This is a genomic window from Streptomyces flavusporus (genome assembly GCF_046267975.1).
Lineage (GTDB): Bacteria > Actinomycetota > Actinomycetes > Streptomycetales > Streptomycetaceae > Streptomyces > Streptomyces flavusporus.
On sequence record NZ_CP176503.1, the window covers coordinates 7753914 to 7777553 of the forward strand.

The window sequence follows — 23640 nt, forward strand, 5'->3', positions numbered from 1 at the left end:
GCTCGGCGCAGTCCGTGCGTCACCGCTGCCGCCAGACCTCCGGGAGGACCCGTGTCTCGCACCGCCCTGCGTATCTGCCCCCTGTGCGAGGCCACCTGCGGGCTGACGCTCACCATCGAGGGAACCCGCATCACCGGCGCCCGTGGTGACCGCGACGACGTGTTCAGTCAGGGCTTCATCTGCCCCAAGGGTGCCTCCTTCGGGGCCGTCGACGGCGACCCCGACCGGCTGCGCACCCCGCTCGTGCGCAGGGACGGGGAGCTGTGCGAGGCCACCTGGGAGGAGGCGTTCGACGCCGTGGCCGCGGGGATCCGGCCGGTCGTCGAGCGATACGGGCCGAACGCCGTCGGCGTCGTCCTCGGCAACCCCAACGTGCACACCATGGCCGGCGCGCTGTACCCGCCGCTCCTGGTCGCGGGGCTCGGCACCCGCAGCCTGTTCACCGCGTCCACGGTCGACCAGATGCCCAAGCACGTCTCCAGCGGGCTGCTCTACGGCGACGCCAACGCCATCCCCGTGCCCGACCTGGACCACACCGACCACCTGCTGCTCATCGGCGCCAACCCGCTGGAATCCAACGGAAGTCTGTGCACCGCCCCCGACTTCCCCGGCCGGCTCAAGGCGCTCAAGGCGCGCGGCGGCACCCTCACCGTGATCGACCCGCGCCGCACCCGCACCGCCGGACTCGCCGACCGGCACATCGCCGTCCGCCCCGGCACCGACGCCCTGCTCCTCGCAGCGATGGCGTATGCCCTCTTCGCGGAGGACCTGGTCGACCTCGGTGACCTCGCGCCGCATGTCCAGGACCTGCCCGAACTCCGGGACTCCGTACGGGATTTCAGTCCCGAAGCCGTCGCGGCGGCCTGTGATGTCGAGGCCGGCACGATCCGCACGCTCGCCCGCGAACTGGCGGCCGCCCCCACCGCCGCCGTCTACGGCCGCATCGGCAGCTGCACCGTCCCGCACGGCACGCTCGCCAGCTGGCTCGTCGACGTCCTCAACATCCTCACCGGCAACCTGGACCGGCCGGGTGGTGCCCTGTTCCCGCAAGCCGCCACCGACCGGACGCCCCGGCCCGCAGGACCCGGCCGCGGGTTCACGCTCGGCCGCTGGCACTCCCGGGTGAGCCGCCACCCGGAGGCCAAGGGTGAGCTGCCGCTGTCCGCGCTCGCCGAGGAGATCGACACCGCCACCGAGGAGGGCGAGTCCGTCCGGGCGCTGATCGCCGTGGCCGCCAACCCCGTGCTCTCCGCGCCCGACGGCGACCGCCTCGACAAGGCCCTCGACTCGCTCGACTTCATGGTCAGCGTCGACCCCTACCTCAACGAGACCTCCCGGCACGCCCACGTCGTGCTGCCGCCGCCCCCGCCCGCGCAGAGCGGCCACCACGACTTCGCCTTCAACACCCTCGCCATCCGCAACCAGGTCCGCTACACCCGCCCCGCCGTGCCCCTGGAGCCCGGCAGGATGGCCGAGACCGAGATCCTCGCCCGCCTGGTCCTGGCCGCCACGGGCATGCACGGCGCCGACCCGGCGGCCGTGGACGCGATGGTCGTCGATCAGACCCTCGGCAAGGCGGTCGGGGAACCTCACTCGCCGGTGCACGGCCGCGACCCGAAGGAGCTCGCCGCACAGCTCACCGGTGCGAACGGCCCCGAACGCCGGCTCGACATGATGCTGCGCCTCGGCCCCTACGGCGACGGCTTCGGCGTACGACCGGACGGCCTGACCCTGGAGAAACTGCTCGCCCACCCGCACGGCATCGACCTCGGCCCGTTGCGGCCCCGGCTCCCGCAGCCGCTGAAGACCGTGAGCGGGAAGGTCGAACTGCTCCCGCGGCCCATCGCCGACGACCTGCCCCGGCTCCGCGAGGCGCTGCGGGAACGACCCGACGGGCTCGTCCTCGTCGGCCGCCGCCATCTGCGGTCCAACAACAGCTGGATGCACAACGTGCCCGCCCTCACCGGCGGCACCAACCGCTGCACCCTGCACATCCACCCGGAGGACGCCGAACGCCTCGGTGTGCGCGACGGGGCACCCGTGCGCGTGAAGGGCGCCGGGGGAGAGGTGAGCGCACCCGCGGAGATCACCGACGGTGTGCGCAGGGGCGTGGTCAGCCTGCCGCACGGCTGGGGCCACGACCGCCCCGGCACCCGCCTCACCCACGCCGCCACCGATCCCGGCGTCAACGTCAACCAGCTCCTCGACGGCAGCCTGCTCGACCCGCTGTCGGGCAACGCGGTCCTCAACGGAGTGCCCGTGGAAGTCTCCGCCGTGACCGAAAAGCTCACCCCGCTGACCTGAGTAAAGCTGTGACCAGCAGTTTTGCGCTTATTGCTCGCACGTCAACGTCTTGTTAACGCCGCTTGACGGGACCTAACGTCGTCGCACCGCCGGCCCTGGTGGGAGTTCAAGGGCGAACGTTAGGTATCCACTCATGCTGACCATCCTCGGCTTCACCATGATCGCGACCTTCCTGGTCCTGATCATGATGAAGAAGATGTCGCCCATTGCGGCGCTCGTGCTCATACCCGCACTGTTCTGTGTCTTCGTCGGCAAGGGCGCGCATCTCGGCGACTACGTCATCGACGGGGTCTCCAGCCTCGCCCCCACCGCGGCGATGCTCATGTTCGCGATCGTCTACTTCGGTGTGATGATCGACGTCGGGCTCTTCGACCCGATCGTCCGGGGGATCCTCAAGTTCTGCAAGGCCGACCCGATGCGGATCGTCGTCGGTACGGCCCTGCTCGCCGCGATCGTGTCGCTGGACGGCGACGGCTCGACCACCTTCATGATCACGGTCTCGGCCCTGTACCCGCTGTACAAGCGCCTGAAGATGAGCCTGGTCATCCTGACCGGTGTCGCGGCGATGGCCAACGGTGTGATGAACACCCTGCCGTGGGGCGGCCCGACCGCGCGCGCCGCCACCGCCCTGAAGCTGGACGCCAGCGACATCTTCGTGCCGATGATCCCGGCCCTGGCCGTCGGTCTGCTCTTCGTGATCGTCCTCTCGTACGTCCTCGGTCTGCGCGAGCGCAAGCGGCTCGGCGTGCTGACGCTGGACGAGGTGCTGGTGGAGGAGAGCGAGAAGGAGACGGTCCTGGTCGCGAGCGGCTCCGGCTCCGGCACCGGCAAGGGCGTCGCGAGCACCGGCGGTTCCGGCTCCGGCACCGGCACGGATGCTCCCGAGGACGACGACTTCCAGGGCCTCGACCCCGACCGGCCCACCCTGCGCCCCAAGCTGTACTGGTTCAACGCGCTGCTCACGGTCGGCCTGCTCACCGCCATGATCATGGAGCTGCTGCCGATCCCGGTGCTGTTCCTGCTCGGTGCCGCCCTCGCGCTCACCGTCAACTTCCCGCACCTTCCCGACCAGAAGGCCCGGCTCGCCGCCCACGCCGACAACGTCCTCAACGTCTCCGGCATGGTCTTCGCCGCCGCCGTGTTCACCGGCGTGCTCCAGGGCACCGGCATGGTGGACAGCATGGCCAAGTGGATGGTCGACGTCATCCCCGAGGGCATGGGCCCGCACATGGCCCTCGTCACCGGCATCCTGAGCCTGCCGCTCACCTACTTCATGTCGAACGACGGCTTCTACTTCGGCGTCCTCCCGGTCCTCGCCGAGGCCGGCGCCGCGCACGGTGTCTCGCCGCTGGAGATGGCCCGCGCCTCGCTCGTCGGCCAGCCGCTGCACATGTCCAGCCCGCTCGTCCCTGCCGTGTACGTGCTGGTCGGCATGGCGAAGGTCGAATTCGGCGACCACACGCGGTTCGTGGTGAAGTGGGCCGTCCTCACATGCCTCGTGATCCTCGGGGCAGGCATCCTGTTCGGGATCATCTGACCCGTTGACCGGTGGAGGTTCGCTCATCGTGAGGCCCGGCAGGAACCGCGGCTGGCTGCTCCGTCTCGTCATCGCCTTCAGCTTCGCGCAGGGGGCGGTGTCGATGGCCCGGCCGGCGGTCTCCTACCGGGCCCTCGCGCTGGGCGCCGACGAGCGGGCGGTCGGTGTGATCGCCGGTGTCTACGCCCTGCTCCCCCTGTTCGCCGCCGTCCCCCTGGGCCGCCGTACCGACCACGGCCGCTGTGCGCCCCTGCTGCCCGCCGGTGTCGTTCTGATATCCGGCGGCTGCGCGCTCAGCGGCCTCGTCGACTCCCTCTGGGCGATGGCGATCTGGAGCGGTGTCATGGGCCTCGGGCACCTCTGCTTCGTGATCGGCGCCCAGTCCCTGGTCGCCCGCCAGTCCGCCCCGCACGAACAGGACCGCAACTTCGGCCACTTCACCATCGGCGCCTCGCTGGGCCAGCTGGTCGGCCCGATCGCGGCCGGGGCGCTGATCGGCGGCCACGACATGGCGGGCACCAGTGCGCTCGCCCTGCTCGTCGCGGGCGCGGGTGCAGCGGTGGCGTTCACGTCGCTGTGGCGCATAGAGGATCGTCGTACGACGCCCACGTCCCGTACCGGACAGGGCGACCGCATCCCCGTCCACCGCATCCTGCGCGCGCGGGGCGTGCCCGCGGGCATCCTCATCAGCCTCTCGGTACTGTCCGCGACCGACGTCCTCACGGCCTACCTTCCGGTGGTCGGCGAAGAACGGGGCATCGCACCGTCCGTGATCGGCCTGCTGCTCAGTCTGCGCGCGGCGGCCACCATCGCCTGCCGTCTGGTCCTCACGCCCCTGCTGCGGCTGGTCGGCCGCACCCTGCTGCTCACCGTGACCTGCCTGCTGGCGGCCCTGCTGTGCGCGGGCATCGCCCTGCCGGTGCCGGTGTGGGCGCTGGCCCTGATCCTCGCCGCCCTCGGCTTCTGCCTGGGCGTCGGCCAGCCGCTGTCCATGACGACGGTCGTCCAGGCCGCCCCCGAGGGCGCCCGCTCCACGGCCCTCGCCCTGCGGCTGACCGGCAACCGCCTGGGCCAGGTCGCCGCTCCCGCCACGGCCGGCCTGATCGCCGGGATCGCGGGCGTGGCCGCGCCGTTCGTGATGCTCGGCGGGCTGTTGCTGCTGTCGGCGGGCGTGGCACTGCGCTCCCCGGCCAGGCCCGCCGAGGAGGACACCGCGTCCGCCGGCAGACGTCCGTCAGCTCACCAGGCGGCGCAGCGCAAGAGCGACGCCTGACGCCACGCGCTGGGGGTACCTCTGGTGCCGGAGGCTTCGGGGGCACCCCTGGCGCCGGAAAACTAACACCGCTAGTTTGGGTGCCGGGCGACGCACAGGCTCGGGAGGCAGACAGATCATGAAGGCGCGGCAGGCCCTGTACATCGACGGCGTCTGGTGCCCCGCCGAGGGCCGGGACACGATCGACGTCGTGAACCCGGTCGACGAGCAGGTCATCGGGCAGGTTCCCGCGGGCACCGCCGAGGACGTGGACCACGCGGTCCGGGCGGCCCGCGCCGCGCTCCCGGCCTGGGCCGCCGCACCGCCGGCCGAGCGGGCCGCCCGACTGGCCGCCCTGCGGGACGTCCTCGTGGCACGCAAGGACGAGATCGCCGGGACGATCACCGCGGAGCTGGGCTCGCCACTGGCGTTCTCGCAGGCGGTGCACATGGGTACGCCGATCGCGGTCGCGGGCTCGTACGCCGAGCTGGCGGCGACGTACGCCTTCGAGGAGAAGGTCGGCAACTCGACCGTCTACCACGAGCCGATCGGCGTGGTCGGCGCCATCACGCCCTGGAACTACCCCCTGCACCAGATCGTCGCCAAGGTCGCCCCGGCCCTCGCCGCGGGCTGCACCGTCGTCCTGAAGCCCGCCGAGGACACCCCGCTCACCGCGCAGGCCTTCGCGGACGCGGTGCACGAGGCGGGCGTCCCGGCCGGCGTCCTCAACCTCGTCACGGGCCTCGGCCCGGTGGCCGGGCAGGCCCTCGCCGGGCACCCGGACGTCGACCTGGTGTCCTTCACCGGCTCCACGGCCGTCGGCAGTCGGATCGCGGCCACGGCCGGTGCCGCCGTGAAGAAGGTCGCCCTCGAGCTGGGCGGCAAGTCCGCCAACGTCATCCTGCCGAGCGCCGACCTGGCCCGGGCGGTCAACGTCGGCGTCGCCAACGTGATGTCCAACTCCGGCCAGACGTGCAGCGCATGGACCCGCATGCTCGTCCACACCGCGCAGTACGACGCGGCCGTCGAGCTGGCCGCCCGGGCGGCCGCCAAGTACGGCGACCGCATCGGCCCCGTCGTGAACGCCAGGCAGCGGGACCGGGTGCGCGGCTACATCGAGAAGGGCCTGGCCGAGGGCGCCCGCCTGGTCGCGGGCGGCGTCGAACCCCCGCGTGAGCGCGGCTACTTCATCAGCCCGACCGTCTTCGCCGACGTCACCCCCGAGATGACCGTCGCGCAGGAGGAGATCTTCGGCCCGGTCCTGTCGATCCTCCGCTACGAGGACGAGGAGGACGCCCTGCGCATCGCGAACGGCACGGTGTACGGGCTCGCCGGCGCCGTCTGGGCCGGCGACGAGGCGGAAGCGGTCGCCTTCGCACGCCGTATGGAAACCGGCCAGGTCGACATCAACGGCGGCCGCTTCAACCCGCTCGCGCCCTTCGGCGGGTACAAGCAGTCGGGCGTGGGCCGGGAACTGGGCGTGCACGGCCTCGCCGAGTACCTCCAGACCAAGTCCCTCCAGTTCTGACGGAGTTCCCCGACATGACCGTCCGTGCCGCCGTACTGCCCGCCATCGGCTCCCCGCTGGAGATCACCGAGATCGACCTGCCCGATCCCGGCCCCGGCCAGGTCCGGGTCCGCCTCGCCGCCGCCGGTGTCTGCCACTCCGACCTCTCCCTGTCCAACGGCACCCTGCGGGTACCGGTCCCCGCCGTCCTCGGCCACGAGGGCGCCGGCACGGTCGTCGCGGTCGGCGAAGGGGTGACGCACCTCGCGCCCGGTGACGGCGTGGTCCTCAACTGGGCCCCGTCCTGCGGCACCTGCCCCGCCTGCAGGCTCGGCGAGGTCTGGCTGTGTGCCAACGCCCTGAACGGCGCGGCCGACGTCCACGCCCACCGCTCCCGCGACGGCGCGGAGCTGTACCCCGGGCTGAACGTGGCCGCGTTCGCGGAGGAGACGGTGGTCTCCACGTCCTGCGCCCTGCCCGCCCCGCCCGGCGTCCCGCTCACCGACGCGGCCCTCCTCGGCTGCGCGGTGCTCACCGGCTATGGCGCCGTGCACCACTCGGCGCGGGTCCGGCCCGGCGAGACGGTCGCCGTGTTCGGGGTGGGCGGCGTCGGCCTGGCCGCCCTCCAGTCGGCCCGGATCGCGGGCGCGTCCCGGATCATCGCGGTGGACGTCTCCCCGCACAAAGAGGAACTGGCCCGCGCGGCAGGCGCCACCGACTACGTCCTCGCCTCCGACGACACCCCCCGCGAGATCCGCGCCCGCACCGCCAAGCAGGGCGTCGACGTCGCCGTCGAGTGCGTGGGCCGCGCGGTCACCATCCGCGCGGCGTGGGAGTCGACCCGCCGCGGCGGCCGTACGACGGTGGTGGGCATCGGCGGCAAGGACCAGCAGGTCACCTTCAACGCCCTGGAGATCTTCCACTGGGGCCGCACCCTCTCCGGCTGCGTCTACGGCAACTCCGACCCCGAGCACGACCTCCCCGTCCTCGCCGACCACGTCCGCTCCGGCCGTCTCGACCTGACAGCGCTGGTCACCGAACACATCGCCCTGGACGGCATTCCGGCGGCCTTCGAGAACATGTCGGCGGGGAAGGGCGGCCGGGCCCTGGTGGTCTTCTAGCCCGGCCGCCCCGCGCTCCCCGGCCCCTGTGGGCGGGCCGGGGCTTCGGTATGCCCGCACGTCGTTCTCCGTGCCATGCACAGGCAAAACTCCTGCTGCATGACCCGTTGACGGCCATACCGTCCGGTCAGTACGTTCCCGGAACCCGAGCCACCCCCTGTTCCGTCCCCGCACCCACCGGAGTGTGCACGCATGGACACGGCACCTTCCGCCCAGCCGCTCACCACCGCCCCGGCCACCCCCAACCGCCGTCGGGTCGCCACCGCAGCCGCCCTCGCCTCGGCCGTCGAGTGGTACGACTACTTCGTCTTCGGCATCGCCGCCGCCCTCGTCCTCGGCGACCTGTACTTCCCGGCCGGCAGCCCCACCGCCGGAGTACTCGCCGCCTTCGCCACCTTCGCCGTCGGCTTCCTCGCCCGTCCCCTCGGCGGCATCGTCGCCGGCCACCTCGGCGACCGGCGCGGCCGCAAGCCGATGCTGGTCCTCGCGCTCACCCTGATGGGCGTCGCCACCACCGGCATCGGCCTGCTGCCCACGTACGAGACGATCGGCGTGGCAGCCCCGATCCTCCTCGTCGCCCTCCGCGTCGCCCAGGGCGTCGCGGTCGGCGCGCAGTGGGGCGGCGCGATGCTGCTCGCCACCGAATACGCCCCCGAGGGCAAACGCGGCGTCTACGGCAGCGTCGTCCAACTCGGCGTCCCCATCGGCGTGGTCACCGCCAACACCGTCTTCCTGTTGGCCGGCGCGCTCACCACGGAGTCCGCGTTCGAGGCGTGGGGCTGGCGCGTCCCCTTCCTGGTCGGCATCCTCGTCCTCGCCCTCGCCTGGTACATCCACACCCGCGTCGAGGAGACCCCCGAGTTCCGCGCCGCGGAGAGGGCGTTGGCCGAGAAGGAGAAGTCGGAGCAGAGCTCCCCGCTGCGCACGATCCTGCGCCACCACCTCGGCACGGTCCTCCTCGCCGGCGGCTCCTTCGCCGTGAACACCGCGACGTTCTACATCCTCATCACCGGCGTCCTCGACTACACGACCCGCGAACTCGACATGGAACGCGGCGCGGTGCTCACCGTCTCCCTCTGCGTCAGCCTCACCCAGCTCGTCCTCATCCCGGCTTCCGCCGCGCTGTCCGACCGTGTCGGCCGCATCCGGATCTACGCGCTCGGCGCGGCCGGCATCGCGCTGTGGGCCGTACCGCTGTTCCTGCTGATCGACACCGGATCCCTGCTGTGGCTCGCGGTCGGCACGTTCGTCGCCAGCTGCTTCCTCAGCATCATGTACGGTCCCCAGGCCGCCCTGTTCGCCGAGCTGTTCACGCCCGAGATGCGCTACACCGGCGCCTCCCTCGGCTACCAGATCGCGGCCGTGTTCGGCGGCGGCCTCGCCCCCTTCGTGATGGTGCTGCTCCTGGAGACGACGGACACGTCGATGGCGGTGTCCGCCTACATCATCGGCCTCGCCGTGATCGCGCTGCTGTCCATCAAGGTCCTTGCGGACAGGGCACGTTCACGCTGACCCCGATCCGGCCGCGGGCTGCGGCGCCTTCTTGGAAACGGCGCCGCAGCCCGCGGCCGGCGCTCAGCGCAGCGCTCCCGCCTCGATGCCGAGCAGTTCGGACAGGGCGCGCTCACCTTCCGGCGTCACCTTCACCGCCCGCTCCGAGCCGATGCGCACACACCAGCCGGCGTCGAGGGCGTGTCGGCACAGGGCCGCGCCCGCGACGCCGGCGAGGTGTGGGCGGCGTTCGGTCCAGTCCAGGCATGCGCGGGCCAGCGGGCGGCGGCCCGTGCGGTCGAGGGCGATGCCCGCGGAGTCGAACCACCTCAGTCCGGCGTCCGTGAGCGCGAACCCGGTGTCCTGCAGCAGCAGTCCGCGTGCGGTCAACGCATCGGTGACCGCGATGCCGAGCCGCCCGGCGAAATGGTCGTAGCAGGTACGGCCGCGGGCCATGGCAGACCCGGCACTCGTCTCGCGCAGCCCACGCGGCCGTCGGACCACGGCACCGGGCGCGACCTGCGCGGCCAGATCCTCCACCAGCTGCGCGACCCGCGCGTCGGCCAGCCGCACGTACCGGTGCCGCCCCTGCCGCTCCTCGGCCAGCACCCCGCCCGCGACCAGCCGGTGCAGATGCTCGCTCGCCGTCGACGCGGCCACCCCCGCATGCCGCGCCAGCTCGCCGGCGGTCCACGCCCGCCCGTCGAGCAGCGCCAGCAGACACGCGGCGCGCGTCTCGTCGGCGATCAGTCCGGCGAGCCGCGCAAGCTCCGGCGCCCGGGGGTCCCTGGAGGTCATGCACCCAGCATGGTGCACTCACCTTTCGGTGCCCACCGAACCGTCCCTACGTAGGCCGGGCGACCTGCTCGTACTGCTGCGCCAACCCGTCCAGCAGGGCCGCGAGGCCGGTCTCGAAGGCGCGCTCGTCGATCTTCTCCTGCCGCTCGGCCAGGAGATGGGCCTGCCCGAGGTGCGGGTAGTCGGCGGGGTCGTATGCGCTCACGTCGTCCACGAAACCCCCGGCGAACGAGCCCAGTGCGGAGCCCATGATGAAGTACCGCATCAGCGCGCCGATGGAGGTGGCCTGCGCGGGTGGCCAGCCGGCCTCGACCATCGCGCCGTAGACCGCGTCCGCGAGACGCAGCGCGGCCGGGCGGCGGCCGGGGCCGCGGGCGAGGACCGGGACGATGTTCGGGTGGTCGCGCAGCGCGGCCCGGTAGGAGACGGCCCAGTCGTGCAGCGCGGTCCGCCAGTCCCGGCCGTCCTCGAACATCGACAGATCGACCTGGGCGCTCACCGAGTCCGCGACCGCCTCCAGGATCTCGTCCTTGGTGCGGAAGTGGTTGTAGAGCGAGGGCCCGCTCACTCCCAGCTCCGCGGCGAGCCGGCGGGTGGAGACGGCCGCCAGGCCCTCCGTGTCCACCAGCGCGCGGGCCGTCTCGACGATCCGTTCGGTGCTGAGCAGGGGCTTGCGCGGTCGGGCCATGGCGCACATAGTAGGGCTGCGACTGGAAACTAGCAGTGCTAATTTAAATGGAAACTGTGCGACTTTCGATCTGTGGGGTGACCCGTCATGAACCTCGAGCTCAGCGAGGAGCAGACCGCCGTACGGCAGCTCGCCCGGGACTTCGTGGACCGCGAGATCGCCCCGAACGTCATCACCTGGGACCGCGCCGAGGAGGTGGACCGCGGCATCGTCAAGAAGCTCGGTGAGGTCGGGTTCCTCGGGCTGACCGTCGACGAGGAGTACGGCGGCTCGGGCGGCGACCATCTCGCGTACTGCCTGGTGACGGAGGAACTCGGCCGCGGGGACTCGTCCGTGCGCGGGATCGTGTCCGTCTCGCTGGGCCTGGTCGCCAAGACGATCGCCGCCTGGGGGAGCGAGGAGCAGAAGCGGCGGTGGCTGCCGGGGCTCACCTCCGGGGAGTGCGTCGGCTGCTTCGGCCTCACCGAGCCGGGCACCGGATCCGACGCCGGGAACCTCGCCACCCGCGCGGTCCGCGAGGGCGACGACTACGTGATCAACGGCACCAAGATGTTCATCACGAACGGGACTTGGGCGGATGTCGTCCTGCTGTTCGCCCGCTCCACGGACGCCCCCGGCCACAAGGGCGTCTCCGCCTTCCTCGTGCCGGCCTCCGCTCCCGGCCTGACCCGCCGCACCATCCACGGCAAGCTCGGCCTGCGCGGCCAGGCCACCGCCGAGCTGCTCCTTCAGGATGTCCGCGTCCCCGCCTCCGCGATGCTCGGAGCGGAGGGCAAGGGGTTCTCCGTCGCCATGTCCGCCCTCGCCAAGGGGCGGATGTCGGTCGCGGCGGGCTGTGTCGGTATAGCGCAGGCCGCGCTGGACGTGGCAGTGCGGTACGCCGGCGAGCGCGAGCAGTTCGGCCGGAGCATCGCCCGTCACCAGCTCGTCCAGGAGCTCCTCAGCGACATCGCCGTGGACGTCGACGCCGCCCGGCTGCTGACCTGGCGGGTGGCCGACCTGATCGACCGCGGCCTGCCCTTCGCCACCGAGGCGTCCAAAGCCAAGCTCTTCGCCTCGGAGGCGGCCGTCCGCGCCGCCAACAACGCCCTCCAGGTCTTCGGCGGTTACGGCTACATCGACGAGTACCCGGTGGGCAAGCTGCTGCGTGACGCCCGCGTGATGACCCTTTACGAGGGCACCAGCCAGATCCAGAAGCTGCTCATCGGTAGGGCGCTGACCGGGGTTCCGGCGTTCTGAGTACCTTCTGAGTACCTGAGCGGATGTGGGCCGCGCCACATCTGCGGACGCTTGTCCCCATGAGTGACACACCGGTCAAGCAGCAGAGCACGGCCGCCTTCTACGGTCAGGCCGTCGCGTCGTTCGCCGTCGCCCTCGCCGCCACGGCCGTCGGCATCTTCCAGCTGGACGCCGACCCCTGGGTGCGCGGCTTCCTCGGCATCGCCGTCCTCTATCTCGTCACGTCCGCCTTCACGCTCGCCAAGGTCATCCGCGACCGGCAGGAGGCCGGGCAGATCGTCAGCCGGGTCGACCAGGCGCGCCTGGAGAAGCTGCTGGCCGAGCACGACCCCTTCGAGAAGCTCTGAGCGGCCTCGCTAAGCGCTCGCTCACCCTTCGGCGGTATGGTGGTGCTTCGACCGATCAAAAGGTGCGGCCCGAAGGGCCTCCGTTGAGGGCGGCGGTGGGAGACGGGCGGGCGAGAGGGGCGAACGAGCGATGAGTACGGCGGAGGAGACGGCCGGCGGCGAGATGCAGCCGTGGGCCGAGGTCACCCCTGACGCGGCCCGGCGACTGCTGATCGCCGCCGTGGAGGCCTTCGCCGAACGCGGCTATCACGCCACGACGACCCGTGACATCGCGGGCCGCGCCGGCATGAGCCCGGCCGCGCTCTACATCCACTACAAGACCAAGGAAGAGCTGCTGCACCGCATCAGCAGGATCGGCCACGAAAGAGCCCTCGACATCCTGCGCACGGCGGCCCGGCGTGAGGGCAGCGCGACCGAGCGGCTCGCCGACGCGGTGAGTTCCTTCGTCCGCTGGCATGCCGGGGGCCGCACGACAGCGCGCGTGGTTCAGTACGAACTGGACTCCCTCGGACCCGAGGCCCGCGCCGAGATCGTCGCACTGCGGCGACAGTGCGACGCCGAGGTGCGCGGCATCATCGAGGACGGCCTCGCGGCGGGCGAGTTCGACGTGCTCGACGTGCGGGGCACGACCCTCGCCGTGCTCTCGCTCTGCATCGACGTGGCCCGCTGGTTCAATGTCCAGGGCCCCTGGACGCCCGACGAGGTCGGCGCGATGTACGCCGACCTCGTGCTGCGGATGGTGGGGGCGCAGCGGGCGCCGGGCGCCGAGAAGTAGACCTCAGCCGTAGTACCGCGACACCGACTCGGCGACGCACACCGGCTTGTCCCCGCCCTCGCGCTCCACGGTGAAGGCGACCGTCACCTGTACCCCGCCCGGCACGTCCTCGACGCCGGTGATCCGCGCGGTGGCGCGCAGCCGGGAGCCGACCGGGACGGGGGAGGGGAAACGGACCTTGTTGGTGCCGTAGTTGACGCCCATCTTCACGCCCTCGACGGCGATCAGCTGCGGGCCGAACAACGGCAGCAGCGACAGCGTGAGATAGCCGTGCGCGATGGTCGTACCGAACGGACCTGCGGCGGCCTTCTCCGGATCGACATGGATCCACTGGTGATCACCGGTCGCGTCGGCGAACAGATCGATCCGCTTCTGGTCGACCTCCAGCCAGTCCGTGTACCCCAGCTGCTCGCCCACCGCCGCCTTCAGCTCGTCGACGGACGTGAAGATCCTCGGCTCTGCCATGTCCCGGCCTCTCGCGTAGCTTGTCTAAGCGACTGCTTAGCATGGTGCGATCGGGAGCCCATGTCAACGGACGGTCGGTCATGGCGGGTCGGTAGGGTCGGAGAAGTGCCCAAGATTCCCGAGAAGATCCACGAGCTCACGGTCGGCCAGCTCTCCGCGCGCAGCGGCGCCGCCGTCTCCGCCCTGCACTTCTATGAGTCCAAGGGCCTGATCAGCAGCCGTCGCACCGCCGGCAACCAGCGCCGCTACACCCGTGACACGCTGCGCCGTGTCGCCTTCATCCGCGCCGCGCAACGCGTCGGCATTCCGCTCGTCACCATCCGCGAGGCCCTCGCCGAGCTCCCCGAGGAACGCACGCCCACCCGGGAGGACTGGGCCCGCCTCTCCGAGGCCTGGCGCTCTGAACTGGACGAGCGCATCAAGCAGCTCAACCGCCTCCGCGACCACCTCACCGACTGCATCGGCTGCGGCTGCCTCTCCCTGGACACCTGCATCCTGTCCAACCCCGATGACGCCTTCGGTGAACGCCAGTCGGGCTCCCGCCTGATGGTGGAGCGAGGGAGAGGCCGGCCGCAGGGCAGGCCGCGGCAGCGGCAGTCCGGGGACTGTAGCTGAGGGGCTGCCGACGGGAGGTGGTTCGGGTGCGTCTCACCGCCTCCAACTGTCCCCTCTTTGCCCCCGTTGAGTACCTGTATCCTCAGGTGAGTACCTGTATCCTCAGGCGGACATCAGCAGCCGTTCGCGCCTGGCATACGCCAGGGCCTCAGGCGTGAGCACGGGACGCGGCACCAGGATCCCGCAGTCCGTGCAGACCGGACCCGACGACGGTTCGTGGTCCAGGTCGTACTTCCAGACGAGGCGTTCCCCGCCGCACACCGGGCACGCCGATCCGGGCTCGCGCTCCAACGCGGCGATCAGCCGGCGCAGTACCTCCGCCAGCGGCTCGACCGGGTGGAGCCGCGGGTCGTCGCACCAGGCGACACCGAAACCGCCCCAGGTCAGCCGGTGCCAGTCGTCCACCGTGCCCGGCCTGCGCAGCCCGTCGTGCTTCTCCTTCTTGCGGCGCTCGGCGAACTCGACCTCGTAGGCCAGCCACACCGCCCGCGCCTCCTCCAACTCCTCCAACGCGGCCACGAGCCGCGCCGGTTCGGGAGATCGGTCCTCCGGGCCGAATCCGGCCCGGGAGCACAAGTGGTCCCAGGTCGCCCTGTGCCCGTAGGGGGCGAACCGTTCAAGGCACTTGCGCAGCGAATAGCGCCGTAGCGCCAGATCGCACCGAGGGTCGCGTGCCTGTCTCGCCAGACTCCGGAAACCGGCCATCGCCCTGCACCTCCGTCACACCTGCACCTGTACTTCGGTCACTTCGGCGTCGTCGTACGGACGTCTCCGAATAGACGTATCGACAAGCGAATCGGCTCCATCCGATGTTCTCCGTCTCCAACTGCCGCTCCTGGCCGGTCCTTTCGACTCCAAAAGTGACGCATGTTCATCTTCAAACTCGGGGATAACCGGCGGTAACATCCCGCCCACCCCCGTCGGGAGGAGCTGCCATGCCACGGCGCACCCCACGCAACGCGCTCGACAGACTGAGAACTCCCCAGAGATCCCTCGGGTTCCTGAAGACCGCATCCGTATGCGTCCTGATTGCCGGGCTTTTGTCCCCGCTTTCCCAGGCGGCCGCTGCCCCCGAGGCGCCTGCCGCTGATGCCGCGGCCGTCACCGACCATTGCGGCAACCAGTGTTCGGACATCCTGCCGCCCGGCCAGAACGGCAACGCCACCCTTGCGCAGATCCTCCTCCACCAGGCCTTCGGCACCCAGCCCGCCCACGCCGAGGACCAACTCGGTCCGTACGCCTCCCTGGCCACCGGCTACCCCACGCTCACCGACGCCACGATCAACACCTTCTTCAACGACGCGTCGTTCGGGATCCCCGCCGATCAGGTCGCCTCCACCGTCAAGCCCGCCGGCCGCAGCGACGTGACGATCGTCCGCGACAAGAAGACGGGAGTGCCGCACATCACCGGTACCACTCGGTACGGCACGGAGTTCGGCGCCGGCTATGCGGCGGCTGAGGACCGGCTGTGGCTGATGGACGTCTTCCGTCATGTCGGGCGCGGCCAGCTCACCTCCTTCGCGGGCGGCGCCGCCTCCAACCAGGGCCTTGAGCAGGAGTTCTGGCGCAACGCGCCGTACACCGAGGCCGATCTGCAGGCGCAGATAGACAACGCCGTCGCCTCGAACGGCGAGCGCGGCCGGCAGGCCCTCGCCGACGTCAACGCCTACGTCGACGGCATCAACGCCTACATCGACGCCTCCGACAGCGGCCGCTACTTCCCCGGCGAGTACGTCCTGACCGGCCACAAGGACTCCGTCACCAACGCCGGCACGATCGCGCACTTCAAGCCCACCGACCTGGTCGCGCTGGCCTCCGTCATCGGCGCACTGTTCGGCTCCGGCGGCGGCGGTGAAGTGGGCAACGCGCTCTCGCTGCTCGCCGCCCAGTCCAAGTACGGCGTCACCGAGGGCACCAAGGTGTGGGAGTCCTTCCGGGAGCGCAACGACCCCGAGGCCGTCCTCACCGTCCACGACGGCAGCTTCCCGTACGGCCGGAAGCCCGCCGACCCACAGGGCGAGGCCCTGCCCGACGCCGGTTCGGTGACCCGCGAGGAGCTCGTCTTCGACCGTACGGGCAGCGCGGCTTCCCCGGGTGCCACCGGCGCCTCGGCCGACGCCGCCGCGAACGCCGTCACCTCCGCCAAGCGCGGTATGTCCAACGCCCTCGTGGTGAGCGGCGAGCACACCGCGAGCGGCCACCCGGTCGCCGTCTTCGGCCCGCAGACCGGCTACTTCGCCCCGCAGCTGCTGATGCTCCAGGAGATCCAGGGCCCGGGCATCAGCGCCCGCGGCGCCTCCTTCGCGGGCCTGAGCTTCTACGTCGAACTCGGCCGCGGCCAGGACTACGCCTGGAGCGCGACCACTTCCGGCCAGGACATCATCGACACGTACGCCGTCGAGCTCTGCCAGGACGACTACCACTACCTGTACCGCGGCACCTGCACGCCGATGCAGAAGGTGGAGCAGAAGAACGCCTGGAAGCCGACCGTGGCCGACGGCACCGCCGCCGGTTCGTACACGATGCGCGTCTGGCGCACGAAATACGGCCCGGTCACCCATCGCGCCACCGTCGACGGCAAGAAGGTCGCCTACACCACCCTGCGCTCCTCCTTCCTGCACGAGGCCGACTCCATCATCGGTTTCCAGATGCTGAACGACCCCGACCACGTCAAGGGCCCGGAGAGCTTCCAGAACGCGGTGCAGCACATCAACTACACCTTCAACTGGTTCTACGCCGACTCCGAGCACACCGCGTACTACAACAGCGGCGACAACCCGGTACGCGCGAACGGCGTCGACGCCGAGTTCCCGGCCTGGGCGCAGCCGGCGTACGAATGGCGGAACTGGAACCCGGACACCAACACCGCCTCCTACACACCGCCTTCCCAGCACCCGAACTCGATCGACCAGGACTACTACATCTCCTGGAACAACAAGCAGGCCGAGGGCTACGCCGCCGCGCCCTGGGGCAACGGGTCGGTGCACCGCGGCAATCTGCTGGACGACCGGGTGAAGAAGCTGGTGGACACGGGTGGCGTGACGCGCGCCTCGCTGGTGAAGGCGATGGCCGAGGCGGGGCTCGCGGACCTGCGCGCGGAGGACGTGCTGCCGAAGCTGCTGAAGGTGATCAACAGCTCGCCGGTGACGGACCCGGCGGCCGCGGCGGCGGTCGGCGAGCTGTCCGCGTGGGTGTCGGCCGGGTCACGGCGTACGGAGACCTCGGCCGGTTCGCACACCTACGCCCACGCCGACGCGATCCGCATCCTGGACGCCTGGTGGCCGCTGCTGGTGAAGGCCGAGTTCGAACCCGGCCTCGGCAGCGACCTGTACAGCGCCTTCACCGCCAACCTGCCGGTCGACGAGTCCCCGTCGGCCGCCCACGGCCCGACCGGCGCACACGCCGGAAGCGCCTACCAGTACGGGTGGTGGAGCTATGTCGACAAGGACATCCGGTCGGTGCTCGGTGAGCAGGTGCAGGGACCGCTGGCCAGGACGTACTGCGGCGACGGCAGCCTCGGCGCCTGCAGGGACACCCTGATCAGCACCTTGAAGGAGGCGGCCGGCAGGACCGCCGCCCAGGTCTACCCCGGTGACGACGCATGCTCGGCGGGCGACCAGTGGTGTGCGGACTCGGTCGTCCATCGCGCGCTCGGCGGCATCGGCCACCGCGGAATCAGCTGGCAGAACCGGCCGACGTACCAGCAGGTCGTGGAGTTCACCTCACACCGGTGACCCTCGTCCGGCGCGGCGGACCGGCCGACACGGCCTGCCGCGCCGGAGCACCGCGGCTCAGCGATAGAGCAGGTACTCCCCGCGTACCCGCCGGAACGCCGCCAGTTCCTCCTGCCAGCCCGCCACCACCTCGTCGGCGCTCGCGCCGGCGTCGATCATCGTGCGGACGAGGGTGGAGCCGGTCAGCTTGTCGATCCAGTTGTCGGAGCGCCAGGCGAATCCGCTCCAGACCTTCCTGGCCGTCATGAGGAGGGCGACTCCGGTGCGCACCGGGTCGTAGGCGTTCCGGTCGTGCACATGGAGCTGCACGCCTCCGACGGTCTTCCCCTGGAACTTGGAGAAGGTGGGCGCGAAGTACGCCTCCCTGAAGTGCACGCCCGGCAGGGCCAGTTCGTTCGCGGCGGCGGCCCAGCGCCCGTCGATGCCCTCGGCGCCGAGCAGTTCGAACGGGCGGGTGGTGCCGCGCCCCTCGGAGAGGTTGGTGCCCTCGAAGAGACACGTTCCCGCGTACACGAGGGCGGTGTCGGGCGTCGGCATGTTGGGGCTCGGCGGCACCCATGGCAGCCCGGTGGCGTCGTAGAACTCCGACCGCTTCCAGCCGGTCATCCGTACGGTGTCCAGCTCCACCGGCGCGGTCAGGAACTCCTCGTTGAACAGTCGCGCCAGTTCCGCGACCGTCATCCCGTGCGCCTGGGAGATCGGCTGCCGGCCGACGAACGTCGCGAACTCCTTGTGCAGCACCGGTCCTTCGGCCGAACGCCCGGTCACCGGGTTCGGGCGGTCCAGCACGACGAACCGCTTGCCCGCGAGCCTGGCCGCCTCCATGCAGTCGTAGAGGGTCCAGATGTAGGTGTAGAAGCGTGCGCCGACGTCCTGGATGTCGAAGACGACGGTGTCCACGTTCGACGCCGTGAAGATGTCGGCGAGTGGCTGACCGCTCTTGAGGTACGTGTCATACACCGGCAGGCCGGTCGCCGGGTCGTCGTAGCGGCCCTCGGAGCCGCCGGCCTGGGCGGTGCCGCGGAAACCGTGCTCGGGGCCGAAGGCGGCGGTCAGATTCACCCGGTCGTCGGCATGCATGACGTCGACGATGTGGCGTACGTCGCGGGTGATGCCGGTGGGGTTGGTGACGATGCCGGTGCGCCGGCCGCGCAGGGCTGCGTATCCGGTTGCGGCGAGGTTCTCGAAGCCGGTACGGAGTTGCCTGCGGCGCTCGGCCGAGTGGGCGGGAGATGCGGCGGTGAGGGAGGTTGCTGCCATGGTCGCTGCGAGTAGGGCTCGTCTGGATAGGCGCATGGGGGGCACGGTATTGCTCCCGCAGGTCGTGGGGAAGGTGCTGGTGGTTCGTGGATTGTCGCGCCCGCGCGGCGGAGCCGCATATCGACACAGCCCCGCGCCCCTGGGTTGGCTGCAGTCGCCCTTCCCAGTGACATACCGACCGGTTAGTCTGGCCGTCCTGGGAGAGCCGCAGTCGAAGGAGAGCGATGGTGGAAGCCATTCAGGGTGCCGGAGTCGTCGTTACCGGGGCTGGGGGTGGCATCGGCGCGGCCCTTGCCCGCCGCTTCGCCGCCGAGGGAGCTCGCATCGTCGTCAACGACCTGGACGCCGACAAGGCCGAGGCGGTCGCCGGCGAGATCGGCGGCATCGCGGTCCCGGGTGACGCCTCCGCGATCGTCGCCGACGCGCGGGACGCGCTCGGTGGCACGGTCGACGTCTACTGCGCCAACGCAGGCGTCGCCTCCGGCGGTTCCCAGGCGGCCGGTGCGGACGTCTGGGCGCTCGCCTGGGACGTCAACGTGATGGCGCACGTCCGTGCAGCGCAGGCGCTGCTGCCGGACTGGCTGGAGCGCGGCAGCGGGCGTTTCGTGTCCACCGTCTCCGCCGCCGGGCTGCTCACCATGATCGGCGCCGCGCCCTACGCCGTCACCAAGCACGGCGCCTACGCCTTCGCCGAGTGGCTGTCCCTGACCTACCGCCACCGGGGCCTGAAGGTCCACGCGATCTGCCCGCAGGGCGTGCGCACCGACATGCTGGCCGGTACCGGCAGCGCGGGCGACCTGGTGCTGGTGCCGACCGCGATCGAGCCCGAGGACGTGGCGGACGCCCTCTTCAAGGGCATCGAGGAGGACCGCTTCCTGATCCTCCCGCACCCCGAGGTCGCCGGGTACTACCAGGCCCGGGCCACCGACCCGGACCGCTGGCTGACCAACATGAACCACATCCAGCAGAAGTGGGAGGCGGCCCGATGACCGGCTCCAGGTACGAGGCCAAACCCTGGCTGGACCTGCTCGACGACGCCCAGCGCGCCCCGATCGACCCCGCCGACTCCCTGGTGCACGCCCTGCGCAGGGTCATGGGCGAAGCGCCGGACCGTACGTTCCTCGCCTACTTCGACGGGCGCCTGACGTACCGCGACGTCGACGAGCTCACCGATTCCGTCGCCGGGCACCTCGCCGCGCGCGGTCTGGAGCGCGGCGACCGGGTCGCGATCCTGCTGATCGCGCGGTGCGGCTATGGGGCTGTCCCTGCTTGGCGCCGGAAGCGCAGGGGCAATCGTCGTGCCGGTCAACCGTTCCTTGGCAGCGAGCGGGACCAAGTCCTGCTTCACCGGCACGTCCCGAACGGTCTTGGACGCACTGGTCCTCCGCTTTCGCACCGTGGTCGGCGACGCGTATCCCGTACGCGGTCCGTTCCCGGCGGGCGGATTCCCTCACGACCTGGCCTCGGGGCGTGCTCAGAGGCGGCGGAGAGGCCCCGGACCATCTCTCTGGTGGAGCGGGGGCCCCACACGCTGGCAACACACCTGGCGCCCCAGGTCGCACTCAGCAACCTATGCACGCCGCACCGTCCACAGGCGTGCATCAGCGACTGCTCACCCGAACGAGTGATGCCGTCGGCCTGGTTCAGGGGATTCAGGCACCAGCGCGGGCCTCCTGATGTGATCCCCGGGGCCTGCCAGTTCGGCGCGTGCCTGAACAGTGCGGGCACGCTGGTGCTGGCGTACCGGTTCGAGGCGGGCGTCGTGCTCGACGCGTTCGCCGCGCACCGGCCGCACTACACGGTCGGCCCGTCCACCGCCTTCATGGCGCCGGCCGCCCACCCGTCCGTCACCCCGGACCACTTCTCGTCCTTCCGGATCATCTCCTCCGGCGGCGCCCCGCTGCCGCCCGCCCTGGTGGAGAAGTTCCGCGCCGGCTTCGGTCCGTACATCCGCAACGGCTACGGGCTCACCGAGTGCACCGCCCCCTGTGCCTCCGTCCCGCCCGGCCGGGAGGCGCCCGTCGACCCGGCGTCGGGGACGCTGGCCGTGGGCGTGCCGGGGCCGGACACCGTCGTACGCATCGTCGACGACCAGGGGGCGGAGATGCCGTTCGGGGAGCAGGGTGAGATCGTCGTCCGTGGGCCCCAGGTCGTGCCCGGCTACTGGCGGCGCCCCGACGCCACCGCCGAGACCTTCCCCGACGGCGAGCTGCGCACCGGGGACATCGGGTTCATGGACGCCGAGGGCTGGCTGTATGTCGTCGACCGCAAGAAGGACATGATCAACGCGTCCGCCGGGGGTCTGGGGGTGTCCCCCAGAAAACGCAGCAAGGTGTGGCCGCGCGAGGTCGAGGACGTGCTCTACACCCACCCGGCGGTACGCGAGGCGGCCGTCGTCGGCGTCCCCGACGGGTACCGCGGCGAGACGGTCAAGGCCTACATCAGCCTCCGCCCGGGGGCCGATCCGGACCCCGACGCGCTCGCCGCGTACTGCAAGGAGAGACTGGCCGCTTACAAGTACCCGCGGCAGGTGGAGATCCTGCCCGACTTGCCGAAGACGGCGAGTGGGAAGATCCTCCGTCGGGAATTGCGTTCCCGTTCGCACGAAAGTCAGTAGGACATCACGGAAGGCAGGTGGCGGCAGTGCCCAGGACGATGGACGGAGACGGGGCTCCTGTGCCGCAGCGGCTGCTGGCCGCCGCCACCCGGCTCTTCGCGGAGCGGGGTTACGACCGCACCTCGGTGCAGGAGATCGTCGAGGCGGCCGGCGTCACCAAGGGGGCGCTGTACCACTACTTCGGCTCCAAGGACGACCTCCTGCACGAGGTGTACGCGCGCGTGCTGCGCCTCCAGCAGGAGCGTCTGGACGCCTTCGCGCAGGCCGACGAGCCGGTGGAGAAGCGACTGCGGGACGCGGCGGCGGACGTCGTGGTGACGACCATCGAGAACCTCGACGACGCGATGATCTTCTGGCGGTCCATGCACCACCTGAGCCCGGAGAAGAACAAGCAGGTGCGCGCCGAGCGGCGCCGCTACCACGAACGCTTCCGTGCGCTCATCGAGGAGGGCCAGGAGGAGGGCGTCTTCTCGAAGGCGACCCCGGCCGACCTGGTGGTGGACTACCACTTCGGGTCCGTCCACCACCTGTCGACCTGGTACCGGCCCGACGGCCCGCTCGGCCCGCAGGAGGTCGCCGACCAGCTGGCGGATCTGCTGCTGCGTGCGCTGCGGCCCTGAACGTGGAAGTAAGGGGCGGCCTCCTCCCATGGAGGCCGCCCCTTACCCATGCGCTCACAGGTATTTCTTCAGCTCCCGCCGCGCCAGCGACCGCTGGTGCACCTCGTCGGGGCCGTCGGCGATCATCAGCGTCCGTGCGCCGGCGTACAGCTCGGCCAACGGGAAGTCCTGGCTCACACCGCCCGCACCGTGCAGCTGGATCGCCTTGTCGAGGATGTCGACGACCGTGCGGGGCGTGGCGATCTTGATGGCCTGGATCTCCGTGTGGGCGCCCCGGTTGCCGACCGTGTCCATCATCCAGGCCGTCTTCAGTACCAGCAGGCGCAGCTGCTCCACGGCGACCCGCGCGTCCGCGATCCAGTTGTGGACCACACCCTGCTGGGCCAGCGGCTTGCCGAAGGCCGTGCGGGAGACGGCCCGTCGGCACATCAGCTCGATCGCCCGCTCGGCCATGCCGATCAACCGCATGCAGTGGTGGATCCGGCCGGGACCGAGCCGGGCCTGGGCGATGGCGAAGCCGCCGCCCTCCTCGCCGATCAGGTTGGACACCGGCACGCGCGCGTGGTCGAAGACCACCTCGGCGTGGCCGCCGTGGTAGTGGTCCTCGTAGCCGAAGACCTGCATGGCGCGCTTGACGGTCACGCCGGGAGTGTCGCGCGGGACCAGGACCATGGACTGCTGACGGCGGATGTCCGCCCCGTCGGGGTCCGTCTTGCCCATCACGATGAAGATCCTGCAGTCCGGGTTCATCGCCCCGGAGATGTACCACTTGCGGCCGGTGATGACGTACTCGTCGCCGTCCCGCTCGATGTGCGTGGTGATGTTCGTGGCGTCCGAGGAGGCCACCTCCGGCTCGGTCATCGCGAACGCCGACCTGATCTCACCGGCGAGCAGCGGCTGGAGCCACTGCTTCTTCTGCTGCTCGTCGCCGAACTGCGCGAGCACCTCCATGTTCCCGGTGTCCGGCGCGGCGCAGTTCGTCGCGGTCGGCGCGAGCTGGGGGGAGCGGCCGGTGATCTCGGCGAGCGGGGCGTACTGGAGGTTGGTCAGACCGGCGCCGTACTCGGAGTCGGGCAGGAAGAGGTTCCACAGGCCCTGGCGGCGCGCTTCGGCCTTCAGCTCCTCGACGATCGGCGGGGTGTCCCACGGCGAGGCGAGTCGCTCGCGCTGCTCGTGGGCGACCTGCTCGGCCGGATACACGTACTCGTCCATGAAGGCGAGCAGCTTGGCGCGCAGCTCCTCGGTGCGCGCGTCGAACGCGAAGTCCATG

The 23640-nt window shown here is 71.0% G+C and carries 19 protein-coding genes and 1 pseudogene; 14 read left to right on the forward strand and 6 right to left on the reverse strand.

Features of this window, described 5'->3' with window-relative positions:
• Window positions 1-51 precede the first annotated feature (51 nt).
• The 6 genes from ACKTSN_RS36565 (at window position 52) to ACKTSN_RS36590 (ending at window position 9233) form a co-directional block, all read left to right on the forward strand.
• Window positions 52-2304, forward strand: a complete 2253-nt coding sequence (locus tag ACKTSN_RS36565) for a molybdopterin oxidoreductase family protein (protein ID WP_409473018.1) — start codon at window positions 52-54, stop codon at window positions 2302-2304.
• A gap of 133 nt (window positions 2305-2437) precedes the next feature.
• Complete coding sequence (locus ACKTSN_RS36570; RefSeq protein ID WP_409473019.1) at window positions 2438-3841, forward strand: CitMHS family transporter; 1404 nt, start codon at window positions 2438-2440, stop codon at window positions 3839-3841.
• A gap of 28 nt (window positions 3842-3869) precedes the next feature.
• Window positions 3870-5114 carry an MFS transporter gene (locus ACKTSN_RS36575; RefSeq protein ID WP_409473020.1) on the forward strand — a complete coding sequence of 415 codons (1245 nt, stop codon included), beginning with the start codon at window positions 3870-3872 and terminating at the stop codon, window positions 5112-5114.
• Between the two features lie 118 nt (window positions 5115-5232).
• The gene (locus ACKTSN_RS36580; RefSeq protein WP_409473021.1) at window positions 5233-6621 is read left to right on the forward strand and encodes an aldehyde dehydrogenase family protein; all 1389 of its coding nucleotides are present in this window, start codon (window positions 5233-5235) and stop codon (window positions 6619-6621) included.
• A 14-nt stretch (window positions 6622-6635) separates the two neighbouring features.
• Complete coding sequence (locus ACKTSN_RS36585; RefSeq protein WP_409473022.1) at window positions 6636-7721, forward strand: Zn-dependent alcohol dehydrogenase; 1086 nt, start codon at window positions 6636-6638, stop codon at window positions 7719-7721.
• Between the two features lie 192 nt (window positions 7722-7913).
• Complete coding sequence (locus tag ACKTSN_RS36590; protein WP_409473023.1) at window positions 7914-9233, forward strand: MFS transporter; 1320 nt, start codon at window positions 7914-7916, stop codon at window positions 9231-9233.
• 63 nt (window positions 9234-9296) lie between these two features.
• On the opposite strand, the gene ACKTSN_RS36595 is transcribed toward ACKTSN_RS36590, so the two are convergent.
• Together ACKTSN_RS36595 and ACKTSN_RS36600 are read right to left on the reverse strand one after the other, a co-directional pair.
• On the reverse strand, window positions 9297-10010 hold the full coding sequence (locus ACKTSN_RS36595) for an ArsR/SmtB family transcription factor (RefSeq protein WP_409473024.1): 714 nt from the start codon (window positions 10008-10010) through the stop codon (window positions 9297-9299).
• Window positions 10011-10056: 46 nt separating this feature from the next.
• A complete protein-coding gene (locus ACKTSN_RS36600) occupies window positions 10057-10698 on the reverse strand; it encodes a TetR/AcrR family transcriptional regulator (RefSeq protein ID WP_409473025.1) in 642 nt (213 codons plus the stop codon).
• 87 nt (window positions 10699-10785) lie between these two features.
• On the opposite strand from ACKTSN_RS36600, the gene ACKTSN_RS36605 reads away from it, so the two are divergent.
• From ACKTSN_RS36605 to ACKTSN_RS36615, 3 genes are all read left to right on the forward strand, one after another.
• Window positions 10786-11937: an acyl-CoA dehydrogenase family protein gene (locus ACKTSN_RS36605; protein ID WP_409473026.1), complete on the forward strand. Its 1152-nt coding sequence runs from the start codon at window positions 10786-10788 to the stop codon at window positions 11935-11937.
• A 59-nt stretch (window positions 11938-11996) separates the two neighbouring features.
• Complete coding sequence (locus tag ACKTSN_RS36610) at window positions 11997-12284, forward strand: YiaA/YiaB family inner membrane protein (RefSeq protein WP_409473027.1); 288 nt, start codon at window positions 11997-11999, stop codon at window positions 12282-12284.
• 130 nt (window positions 12285-12414) lie between these two features.
• Window positions 12415-13059, forward strand: coding sequence for a TetR/AcrR family transcriptional regulator (locus ACKTSN_RS36615; RefSeq protein ID WP_385512998.1), 645 nt, complete (start codon window positions 12415-12417; stop codon window positions 13057-13059).
• Window positions 13060-13062: 3 nt separating this feature from the next.
• Here ACKTSN_RS36615 and ACKTSN_RS36620 read toward each other — a convergent pair whose 3' ends face one another.
• On the reverse strand, window positions 13063-13524 hold the full coding sequence (locus ACKTSN_RS36620) for a MaoC family dehydratase (RefSeq protein WP_409473028.1): 462 nt from the start codon (window positions 13522-13524) through the stop codon (window positions 13063-13065).
• A gap of 105 nt (window positions 13525-13629) precedes the next feature.
• Between ACKTSN_RS36620 and soxR the strand changes: the two genes are divergently transcribed.
• Window positions 13630-14139, forward strand: a complete 510-nt coding sequence (soxR, locus tag ACKTSN_RS36625) for a redox-sensitive transcriptional activator SoxR (protein ID WP_409473029.1) — start codon at window positions 13630-13632, stop codon at window positions 14137-14139.
• A gap of 102 nt (window positions 14140-14241) precedes the next feature.
• Here the strand turns inward: soxR and ACKTSN_RS36630 are convergent, their stop codons facing one another.
• Window positions 14242-14844: a hypothetical protein gene (locus ACKTSN_RS36630; RefSeq protein WP_409473030.1), complete on the reverse strand. Its 603-nt coding sequence runs from the start codon at window positions 14842-14844 to the stop codon at window positions 14242-14244.
• A gap of 230 nt (window positions 14845-15074) precedes the next feature.
• Here ACKTSN_RS36630 and ACKTSN_RS36635 point away from each other — a divergent pair, with 230 nt between their 5' ends.
• Window positions 15075-17873, forward strand: a complete 2799-nt coding sequence (locus tag ACKTSN_RS36635; protein WP_409473031.1) for a penicillin acylase family protein — start codon at window positions 15075-15077, stop codon at window positions 17871-17873.
• Window positions 17874-17930: 57 nt separating this feature from the next.
• Here the strand turns inward: ACKTSN_RS36635 and ACKTSN_RS36640 are convergent, their stop codons facing one another.
• On the reverse strand, window positions 17931-19169 hold the full coding sequence (locus ACKTSN_RS36640) for an exo-beta-N-acetylmuramidase NamZ family protein (protein WP_409473032.1): 1239 nt from the start codon (window positions 19167-19169) through the stop codon (window positions 17931-17933).
• A 188-nt stretch (window positions 19170-19357) separates the two neighbouring features.
• Here ACKTSN_RS36640 and ACKTSN_RS36645 point away from each other — a divergent pair, with 188 nt between their 5' ends.
• The 3 genes and pseudogenes from ACKTSN_RS36645 (at window position 19358) to ACKTSN_RS36655 (ending at window position 22370) form a co-directional block, all read left to right on the forward strand.
• Window positions 19358-20122 carry an SDR family oxidoreductase gene (locus tag ACKTSN_RS36645; protein WP_409473033.1) on the forward strand — a complete coding sequence of 255 codons (765 nt, stop codon included), beginning with the start codon at window positions 19358-19360 and terminating at the stop codon, window positions 20120-20122.
• Window positions 20119-21750, forward strand: a pseudogene (locus ACKTSN_RS36650) (class I adenylate-forming enzyme family protein). Before ACKTSN_RS36645 ends, ACKTSN_RS36650 begins: the two are co-directional and overlap by 4 nt.
• 26 nt (window positions 21751-21776) lie before the next feature.
• Window positions 21777-22370: a TetR/AcrR family transcriptional regulator gene (locus ACKTSN_RS36655; RefSeq protein WP_409473034.1), complete on the forward strand. Its 594-nt coding sequence runs from the start codon at window positions 21777-21779 to the stop codon at window positions 22368-22370.
• Between the two features lie 54 nt (window positions 22371-22424).
• Here ACKTSN_RS36655 and ACKTSN_RS36660 read toward each other — a convergent pair whose 3' ends face one another.
• Window positions 22425-23639, reverse strand: a complete 1215-nt coding sequence (locus tag ACKTSN_RS36660) for an acyl-CoA dehydrogenase (protein WP_409473035.1) — start codon at window positions 23637-23639, stop codon at window positions 22425-22427.
• Window position 23640 lies beyond the last annotated feature (1 nt).